Below are 9,620 nucleotides of genomic sequence, written 5' to 3'. Positions count from 1 at the left end.
GGGTTCGTGCTCAGGCTCCCGCGCGGGAAGGTGATGACCAAGCTGGACGCCGAGGAGCTCATATGGATTGACGGTTTCGAGAAAAAACTGGGCGAAGCCCTTGAGAACACCGAGATGCTCAAGCGCAGGTTCAAGAACGTCGCAGGAAGGAGTTACCTGGTGCTCAGGCGCTACCCCGGGAGGGAGATGCCCTTGGGACGGCAGCAGATAAATTCAGAAATACTCCTGCGGCTCATACGCGAAGCCCTTCCCGGTTTCCCGATGCTCAGGGAGACATACAGCGAGATAATGTGCGAGGCGATGCACGTCGATGAAGCGTTGGACTACATGGAGAAATTGCGCCGCCGCACATTAGTGATAAAGGCCCCTGAAACCCCTTCCCCGTTCGCGTTCAACCTCGCCTCTTTGGGCGCAAGGGACATAGTTGTTGTCGAGGACAGGAAAGAGTTCATCAAAAAAATGCACGCGAGGCTCATGAAATATGGCTGATACTGTTGATTCTAGAACAGGAGCGCTGGAATTTTCCAGGGGCGCATTCCTCACCACCGAAGGAATCGCCGTGTTCCACAAGCAAGGACTCGCTGTAGCTTCGGATTTGCACATCGGCTTCGAGGAAGCGCTGGGCGAGAGCCTCGCGCGCATGCAGACCCGGATGATTCTGGAGAAGTTCGTGCGCGTGTGCTCCAGCTTTGGAATAAAAGAGATTCTCCTGAACGGGGACATAAAATACACGTTCGGAAAAGAGTCCAGGCAGGAGTGGAACGAAATCCATTTCTTCCTTTCCGAAATCCAGAAGCTCGCTAAAATCCACGTCATAAAGGGCAACCACGACTTCTACCTGGAGAACATGGTCCGCGATTTCGGCATGCAGATACTCAGGGAATACGAAACCGATTCCGCGTATTTCACCCACGGCGACACGGAAATTGAAAAGAGAAAAGGGAAATTAACCGTTATTGGGAACGAGCACCCCTCGATAAAATTAAGGGATGAAATAGGAGCTTCTAAAAAATACCCCTGCTTCCTTTTCGCGAAAAAGGAGAGCATTCTGGTGCTTCCCGCGGTGAATCCGTGGGCCCCAGGGACAGACATACTGAACGTGCACAGGAAGCACTTCCTCTCCCCGATACTGCGCACCGTGAAACTGGACGAAGTGCGCGTGTACCCGCTGGACGGGGAAAGCGTATATGATTTCAAAAATGTGAGAAGCGTGCGCAAGCTCATTCTCGGCAATCCTGATTTCGGCATTTAGCCCGGCAAGGGCAGATTTTATAATTAGGATGCAGAAAAATCTACGCTTATGATGGGTGGATTTTTCATGCTCAGGAACGAATACGTGAAGGATGCGAAACTGAAAAAAGGCCAGGAAGTGGAAGTTGCCGGATGGGTGCACAAGTTCGTGGACATGGGCAAATTGAAATTCATCATCCTCAGGGACAGGACCGGCCAAATCCAGATTACCGCGAAAAAAGGAATCGTTCCAGAGGAACTCCTGAACAAGATAAAGGCGAACCGCGAATACGTGGTGCGCGTGAAGGGCAAAGTCACCGAGAGCAAAATGGCGCCCGAAGGAGTGGAAATAATCCCTTCTGAATATGAAGTCCTCAACGCTGTTGACGAGAAGCTTCCGGTGGACCCTACAGATGAAGTGCCTGCTGAACTTGAGACCCGGCTCGAATACCGCTACTTGGATTTGCGCAGGAAAAAAGTGAACGCGATTTTCGAAATGAAATCCATCCTCATCAACACGTTCAGGAGCACGCTGTTCGGGATGGGCTTCACTGAAATCCACCCGCCGACCATAATTGCAGCAGCGAGCGAAGGCGGAACTGACGTTTTCGAATTGAAATACTTTGAGAACAAGGCTTACTTGGTGCAGAGCCCCCAGCTCTACAAGCAGATGGCCGTAATAGGGGGCCTGGACAAGGTTTTCATAACCACCCCGGTTTTCAGGGCCGAGAAGCACAACACCACCACACACCTGAATGAAGTATTGCAGATGGACATAGAAATGGGTTTCGCGAACCACCACGACGCGATGGATGTCCTTGAAGCGGTTTTCCTCGCGATGCTCAAAACAGCGGCTTCCAGGCAGGACCTCCTTTCCGCGTGCGGTTCATCGGTTTCTGTCCCGCAGAAAGTGAAACGGCTCACGTACACGGAAGTCGTGGAAATGCTCCAGAAAGCAGGGGAAAAGATAGAATGGGGCCACGATTTCACCCGCGAGCACGAGAAGAAGATGTTCGAACTGGTGAATGAAGAGGCGCTATTCATCTACGAATACCCCACTGCGATACGCGCGTTCTATTCCATGCCCAATGAGAAAGACGAAAAGATTTGCAACGCATTCGATTTGATGTACCGCGGGCTGGAAATTTCCTCTGGCGCGCAGAGGATACACAAAATAGGCATACTGGAAAAGCAGCTCAAATCCCGCGGGCTCAACCCGGCTGATTTCGAGTTCTACGCCAAAGCTTTCAGATTCGGCGCCCCTCCGCACGCGGGCTGGAGCATAGGGCTGGAGCGCCTCGCGATGAAGGTGTGCGGCCAGGAGAACATCCGGGAAGCTGCATTGTTCCCGAGGGACAGGACGCGGCTCACCCCATAAAAGTATGGGGGCGCAGGTGCTTTTATGACGGTAATGGTCACTAACGACGACGGCTTGACCGACGGCTTGCGGCTCCTTGCCGAGGCCGCGAAGAAGCTGGACAAGGACATGTACGCGATAACCCCGTCCCAGCAGCAGAGCGCGGTCGCGAAGGGAGTTACGCTCCATCGGGTGCTCAGGCTGAGAAAGGCGCTCGAGGAGCAGCTTCCAATCTACGAGGTGAACGGCACTCCGGCGGATTGCGTCTCGTTCGGCATCTACTCCGGCGAGTTCAAGAAGCCGGACATGGTGCTTTCCGGCGTGAACATAGGCGACAACCTCTCGCTGCACAGCTTCTATTCATCAGGCACGATAGGCGCCTGCCTTGAAGCCTCGTTCTACAAAATCCCGGCAATCGCGTTCTCCTACGAGCTTCACGGGGAGGAGCGCGAAAAATACAACTACTGCATCTGGGCCAAGCGCGAAGCCCTCAGGGACAAGATAATCTGGATAACGAAGAAGCTCCAGGGGAAAATCCCACCCTACACTGTGATAAACGTGAACTTCCCGGGAGAGTTCGAGAACTCGCAAATCGTGTTCCCGAAACCCGCGCTGATAAAATACGTCTCCAAAATAGAGAAGAGGATAAATCCGAACGGGCATCCCTACTACTGGCAGTACGGAGTGGACCGTGAATGCGAGGCGGGAAGCGACGTCTACGAGTTCTACGTGAACAAGAGCATCACCATCACACCCATAAGCATATTCGGCGTCGTGGATGAGAAGATGATATCGAAGATAAAAAGCGCATTCTGATTCTCCCCGTATTCCCGGCTTCACCTCATTATTCCTTCGGAATCCCCCTTTCCGACTTTTTTCACCATTTCAGGCACAGCATAGCAATACCGCTCTGGCCCGCCGAGCGCGATTACAACGCATTTCTTCTTCCAGCGCGCGTCCTTCACGACCAGCCAGTCGCATCCGTCCTTTCTCCCGGTTCCAACAAGCGGCTCATCCAGGGCTTCTCCTCTGCCCAAATCTATGAGATGGCGCACGCCGTCGTGAATTACGTGGACCTCGCTTCTGTTTGTAATAATCCCTAGCTCCCTGTTCACCATGAAGCAGAAGGAGTTTTTTCCCAGCTTTATCCGAGCGGAGAGCGTGCGGCCGTCCGGCATCATCATTTCGTACTTCCCGTTCTTCCTGTCCAGGACCATCAGGCTGCCCATGAACGCCGAAGCGTCGTAGTCCCTGCCCAACTCGAATTCCAGTTCATATTCCGCAGTGCGCATCCCGACTTCCTCTCCTGAATAAGAAGCCGAAAAATATACCGCTTTTCTCCATCCCGCGTCGAGCGCGAAGAAGCCCGCGTTTCCGCACCCGTCCTTTTCCAGGAGCTCGGAAAAAACCAGCCTGGCGCTGGGCGAAAGCTGCGGAATCCCGAATTTCGCATTGCCCAAAATGTCTATCTGCCCGCGCGCGTTGTTCCTCATCAACAGCACGCCGTCGTCCAGGTACGCCCTATACTGCCCGAACTCCACTTCTGCGGAGGGCTTGTTGAGGCGCGTCCCGTCTATCCACGCCTCCACCTCCGCGCTGCCGATGTATTTCATGAGTTTACCCCGAAGTTACGTCGAGTGCGGCTTCGCAGGCCTTCCCCACCGCTTCCTCCTCGTCAAATGCGGTTATTTTCCTGTTCCTCATCACGAACTTCCCGCCCACCATCACGTCCGTGATGTTCGCAGGGTTCATCGCGTAAACTATGTTGTCCACGTCGCTGTGCGCAGGGTTCATGTTCGGGGCTTTCGCGTCCGCAATCACGATGTCCGCGAGCTTCCCCTCTTCTATCGAGCCCGCCTCCACCCCAAGCGCCCTTGCCCCGTTCACAGTTGCGAAATCCAGGGCCTGCTGCGCAGAAAGCGCGAGCGGGTCCCAGTAGAAATTCTTCTGGAGCAGCGCGGCCATCTTCATCGTTTCCAGCATGTTCAGCGAGTTGTTGCTCGCCGCGCCGTCGGTTCCCAGCGTCGCGTTCACGCCGCTCCGGGCGAACTCGCCTATCGGGCACGTCCCTCCGCTGGCCAGCTTGAGGTTCCCCACGGGGCAGTGCGCCACGCTCGCGCCGCTTTTCCCCGCGAGCGCAATCTCCCTTTTCGTCACGAATACCGCGTGCGCCAGCACTGTTCTCCTGTCCAGGACTCCGAGCCCGTCCAGATACTCTAAAGGCCGCTTTCCCTTCTCGTTGAGCACGTCGAAAACCTCCTTCCTGGTTTCGCTCGCGTGTATGTGGAATTGCAGCCCTTTTTTGGCCGCGAATTCCTTCGCAATCTTAATCAGCTCCCCTGTGCACGTGTACGGCGCATGGCAGGATACGCTCGCCTTCACCCGGCCGCTCGGGCTTCTTAGCGAAGAGACAAAATTTTTCGCCTTTTCCAGCTCTTTCTCCGGAGCGTTCCCGCTTATCTTGTCCAGCATGTCCGAGGCTATGGAGGCGCGCATGCCCCCTTTTTCAGCGGCTTCGGCGATTTTTTCCGCCCCGGAAAGGTACATCTCGTTGAACGCTGTAGTTCCGCTCCTCGCCATCTCCGCGATGCCGAGCATGGTTCCCCAGTAAACGTGCTTCGGCTTCAGCTTCGCCTCAGCAGGCCATATTCTTTTGGCGAGCCAGTCATGCAGTCTCATCCCTTCCCCATATCCCCTGAACAGCGTCATCGCGATGTGCGTGTGCGTGTTCACGAGCCCTGGAAATACGATTTTTCCATTCGCGTCTATCTTTTCCTCCGCCTTCTCGCGGAGGTTCTTTCCCACCTTGCCTATTTTTCCGTCGCTCACGAATATGTCCGCGCCCTTCAGGACCTCGCGTTCCGCGTTCTGCGTCACCACCGTGGCGCTTTTTATGAGGATGTCCATAACGGTTTTTCTTGTGCAAGATTTAAAAGCCATCAATCCCAATTCAATCCGTTGATTGCATGGACAGCGGAAATGATTTTGAAGTGAAGGACTTGAAGCTCGCCGGGCAGGGAAGGATGAACATAGAGCTTGCCGAAAGGAGAATGGGCATAATGCAGGCACTCAAGAGCCGGTTCGCGAAGGAGAAGCCGTTCAAGAACCTCACCATCGGGCTCGCGCTCCACGTCACGAAGGAGACCGCGGTGCTCGTGCGCGCGCTAGCCGCCGGAGGCGCGAAAATAGCCATCACAGGATGCAACCCGCTTTCCACCCAGGACGACGTGGCCGCTGCGCTCGCAGAGGAGAAGGTGGCGGTTTACGCTTACAAGGGCGAAACCCACGAAGACTATTACCGCTATTTGGAAAAGGTGCTTTCGCACAAGCCCCAGCTCACAATAGATGACGGCGCGGACCTAGTGAGCCTCATACACACCAAGCATCCCGAGCTCATTGCATCCATAATCGGAGGGAGCGAGGAAACCACGACCGGAGTGATACGTTTGCGCGCTATGGAAAAAGACAAGGCGCTCAAATACCCGATAATCGCAGTAAATGACAACAAGACCAAGCACCTGCTCGACAACTATTACGGGACCGGGCAGTCCACCCTGGACGGAATCGTCAGGGCCACGAACGTCCTGCTCGCAGGGAAGAAAGTGGTCGTTTCGGGCTACGGCCCGTGCGGAAAAGGCGTTTCCATGCGCGCGAAGGGCATGGGCGCGAACGTGGTAATAACCGAAGTTGACGCGTTCAGGGCGCTCCAGGCAGTGCTCGACGGATTCGAAGTGATGCCCATGCGCGAAGCCGCGAAGCTCGGGGACCTTTTCATAACAGTCACAGGGGACAAGAACGTCATAACCGCTGAGCACGTGAAGCTCATGAAGGACAACGCAGTTTTGGCGAACAGCGGGCACTTCGACGTGGAAATTGATTTGCAGGGGCTTGAAAAGCTCGGAAAGAAGAGGCGGGTGCGCTGGCAGCTTGACGAATATTCAATTGGCGCGAAGAAAATCTACTTGTGCGCAGAAGGAAGACTGGTGAATTTGGGCGCAGCCGAGGGGCACCCGAGCGAAGTGATGGCGACTTCCTTCGCAGGCCAGGCTCTCGCGATGGAGCACCTCGTGAAGAACAAGGGAAAACTCAGGCCCGGAGTTTCCATGCTCCCGGAATCCATAGATGGCGCGATAGCTAAAATGCAGCTGGATGCGATGGGCGTGGAAATCGATGCGCTCACCGAAGAGCAGAAAAAATATCTTTCAAGCTGGAGAGAGGGAACTTAGAGATAAGATTTTAAAGGGGGGTTTCCCATATCCCTCAATAAATGAACTTCTAAGCTTAATTTGGATAATTCAAAAAATGCGGTGGATTGATGAAGAAATACGAGGATTTGCTTTCGGACGCATATGCCCAGGTTCCGGAAAAGCTTTCGAGCGGCGAGCGTTTCGAGATTCCGAAGCTCGAATCATTTTCCGAGGGCAACAAGACGATAGTGCGGAATTTCGGCCCTGCGGTGGACGCGCTCAGGAGAAAGAGGGAGGAAGTGATGAAATTCCTCTCCAAGGAGCTTGCGGTCCCGGCCAGCATAGACGCCGACCGCCTCATACTCCAGAGAAAATTCTTCGGCGACCTGATTAACAAGAAATTCGAGGATTACGCCAATTCCTACGTGATATGCAAGCAGTGCAAAAAACCCGACACGCACATACAGGAGCTCGGCCACGGCATGAGGAACGTGGTCTGCGAGGCCTGCGGCGCGGTCAATCCAGCGAAGTGATTATATGCAAAGACGAAGACCTTACAGGCCCCCGCACAGGAAGCATACTTCTGCAGGAGGCGAACTGCCGGTAATCCGGCTCAGGCTCCCGCGGGACAGGGAAGTGCTCGGCCTCGTAATCGGCCTTGTCGGAGGAAGCAGGATGATGGTTTCCTGCAAGGACGGGAAAGAGAGGAACTGCAGGATTCCAGGGCGGCTCAAGAACCAGATATGGGTGCGCGAAGGGGACATCGTAATTGCTGAGCCTTGGGAAATAGAGGGAGACAAGCGTGGGGACATCGTTTGGCGATACACTCCGCTCCAGGCAAAGGCGCTCAGGGAAAAGGGCTACATAAGAAGCTGATTGTTTTTCATTTTTGGCAAAGCTAATTGCAGGAATAAAGCCACCGGTCAGGCCCCGCGGGCTCGCGCGGTAAAAATATGTCTGCGTATTCTAGAATTTCCTCGCGGGACGGATTGCCCACTGGAACCACATCTTCAAAATGCTTTTTCATAAAGTAATGGATCGCATACAGCATCCTGTCTTGGGCTTCCGAACTTTCCCTGGACCTGGCAAAGTAGAATGCATGCAGCACGGACACTATCTTTTCCGGGTCTTTCACCTGTATGGAGGATTCCAGGTTCTCCACTAGGAATTCCATTATTCTGCCCTGCTTTTTGTGATTGTTCCAGAACAGTTCAAAAAGGGGGGCACAAACCGAATAGCCTGGCAAGGCACTGATGCTTAGGATATAATCAACCACTTTCCCCCCATGCTCTTCGGCTGTTGCTGAAACCAGGGCGTCAAACAAAATTCTAGCATCTTCCTGCTCGTCCATTGCTACGATCGGGTTTGTGGATGCGCAAGTCGCATTCAGCTTCCTTATCATCCATGGAAGGGCAGATTCAATATCGCGGCCGCTCTCTGCAGCCAATGAAAGAAAAAGGACTGCCGAACTTTTCATCCTGGGATTCGCATCAGAAAGAAGACTGCCAACGGATTCAAAATATCCTTTCACATCCGGCATGTCAATGTTCTCCATCATCTCCCAGGCAGCCATCCTTTTGTTCGCAGTCATTTCACGGGCAACTTCAAGCACTTGCTCTCGCACCGTTTGTGGAACTTCCGGAGTTTTACGATTGCCAGGCGGATTGCATCTTTCCACATGGAGCGGCATTCTCCACGCGCGATTAGGCGCCACATCATCCGTGGAAGCCGATTTACGCCTAAATTTCATCATAGCCATGCATATGCTTTAGTACGAAATTTTATATAAATCTATCCTTTAACATTTTTTACAACTTATCTTAGGTTGGGTTTTGTGAGCCCTTTCGGATCCAAGGCATTTTCCAAATCCTTCCCACTCATTATCTTCTTTTCAATGATGACTTGCTTGAGCGTTTTTCCGCTCTTCTGCGCCTCCTTCACCCATTCCGCGACTTTTTCATATCCGAAAACAGGATTGAGCGCGGTCCCGATTATTAGCCCGTTTTCCAAATATTCATTCATCTTTTTCTCATTCGGCTTTATCCCCTCAATGCACAAATCCGAAAACATCTCAATTGCGTTCTTCAGAATTGAAACCGAATCCAGCAAATCGTACATTATGAGCGGAGTATAAACATTCAGCTCGAGCACGCCGTTGGCCGCGCCCAGCACGACTGCCTGGTCCCTTCCGATTACCTGGAAGCACACCATGTCCACGCACTCCGGAATAGAAGGATTCACCTTCCCGGGCATTATAGATGAGCCCGGCTCCACTTCCGGGAGCACTATTTCCGCTATTCCAGCGTTCGGCCCTGAATTGAGCAGCTTCAAGTCGTTGGAAATCTTGAGCAGGTCCACGCACAGCGTCCTGAGCGAATTGGAAACCGAAACGAAATCATCGAAATTCTGCGTCTTGTCTATCTTATCCACTGCAATCTTCAACCCGAATCCGGTCTCCGCGTCCAGCTTTTTCACTACCAGCGCGCTGAACTCAGGATGCGTGTTTATTCCCGTGCCTATCGCGGTCCCTCCTATGCCCAAATACTTCAGTTCTTCGCTCGCGTCAGCTATCCTTTTCCTGGCCCCTCTAATCCTGTTCGCGTAAGCAGAGAATTCCTGCCCCAGGGTTATGGGAACCGCGTCCTGGTAATGCGTCCTCCCTGCCTTCACCATTTTCGAGAACGCATAAGCTTTCATTTCCAGGGCTTTTTCCAGCTTTTCCAGCGAAGGCAAAAGCTCCGCAAGCGCGTAAAGCGCCGAAATTCGTGTTGCAGTAGGTATCACGTCGTTAGAAGATTGGGACATGTTCGCGTGGTTGTTCGGATTAACAATTGCATACTTACCGC

General features: G+C 53.4%; 11 protein-coding genes. 7 read left to right on the top strand and 4 right to left on the bottom strand.

Translation table 11 applies throughout. From position 1 onward, the window contains the following. The 4 genes from WC488_03130 to surE all read left to right on the top strand — a co-directional run. Positions 1 to 489: helicase (locus tag WC488_03130; protein MFA5077395.1), on the top strand; the 489-nt coding region annotated here is incomplete at its 5' end. Continuing rightward, on the top strand, positions 482 to 1,252 hold the full coding sequence (locus tag WC488_03125) for a metallophosphoesterase (protein MFA5077394.1): 771 nt from the start codon (positions 482 to 484) through the stop codon (positions 1,250 to 1,252). The genes WC488_03130 and WC488_03125, both read left to right, overlap by 8 nt. A 51-nt stretch (positions 1,253 to 1,303) precedes the next feature. Beyond that, complete coding sequence (aspS, locus tag WC488_03120; protein MFA5077393.1) at positions 1,304 to 2,608, top strand: aspartate--tRNA(Asn) ligase; 1,305 nt, start codon at positions 1,304 to 1,306, stop codon at positions 2,606 to 2,608. A 24-nt stretch (positions 2,609 to 2,632) separates the two neighbouring features. Further along, the gene (surE, locus tag WC488_03115; protein ID MFA5077392.1) at positions 2,633 to 3,403 is read left to right on the top strand and encodes a 5'/3'-nucleotidase SurE; all 771 of its coding nucleotides are present in this window, start codon (positions 2,633 to 2,635) and stop codon (positions 3,401 to 3,403) included. A 20-nt stretch (positions 3,404 to 3,423) separates the two neighbouring features. Here surE and WC488_03110 read toward each other — a convergent pair whose 3' ends face one another. Next, a complete protein-coding gene (locus WC488_03110; protein ID MFA5077391.1) occupies positions 3,424 to 4,200 on the bottom strand; it encodes a hypothetical protein in 777 nt (258 codons plus the stop codon). A 4-nt stretch (positions 4,201 to 4,204) separates the two neighbouring features. Next, on the bottom strand, positions 4,205 to 5,494 hold the full coding sequence (locus WC488_03105; GenBank protein MFA5077390.1) for an amidohydrolase: 1,290 nt from the start codon (positions 5,492 to 5,494) through the stop codon (positions 4,205 to 4,207). 59 nt (positions 5,495 to 5,553) lie between these two features. Here WC488_03105 and ahcY point away from each other — a divergent pair, with 59 nt between their 5' ends. From ahcY to WC488_03090, 3 genes are all read left to right on the top strand, one after another. Continuing rightward, entirely contained in the window at positions 5,554 to 6,813 is a 1,260-nt protein-coding gene (ahcY, locus tag WC488_03100) for an adenosylhomocysteinase (GenBank protein MFA5077389.1), read from the top strand. Positions 6,814 to 6,902: 89 nt separating this feature from the next. Further along, complete coding sequence (locus WC488_03095; protein MFA5077388.1) at positions 6,903 to 7,307, top strand: translation initiation factor IF-2 subunit beta; 405 nt, start codon at positions 6,903 to 6,905, stop codon at positions 7,305 to 7,307. Positions 7,308 to 7,311: 4 nt separating this feature from the next. Further along, complete coding sequence (locus WC488_03090) at positions 7,312 to 7,650, top strand: translation initiation factor eIF-1A (GenBank protein ID MFA5077387.1); 339 nt, start codon at positions 7,312 to 7,314, stop codon at positions 7,648 to 7,650. Between the two features lie 22 nt (positions 7,651 to 7,672). On the opposite strand, the gene WC488_03085 is transcribed toward WC488_03090, so the two are convergent. Beyond that, positions 7,673 to 8,533, bottom strand: a complete 861-nt coding sequence (locus WC488_03085) for a hypothetical protein (protein MFA5077386.1) — start codon at positions 8,531 to 8,533, stop codon at positions 7,673 to 7,675. A 56-nt stretch (positions 8,534 to 8,589) separates the two neighbouring features. Then, the coding region (locus WC488_03080; GenBank protein ID MFA5077385.1) for a lyase family protein at positions 8,590 to 9,620 on the bottom strand (1,031 nt) is incomplete at its 5' end.

The organism is Candidatus Micrarchaeia archaeon, from assembly GCA_041650355.1.
In the GTDB taxonomy this organism is placed as follows: domain Archaea; phylum Micrarchaeota; class Micrarchaeia; order Anstonellales; family Bilamarchaeaceae; genus JAHJBR01.
The sequence above is the reverse complement of the archived record's forward strand: the minus strand, read 5'-3'. Positions and strand labels throughout refer to the sequence as shown.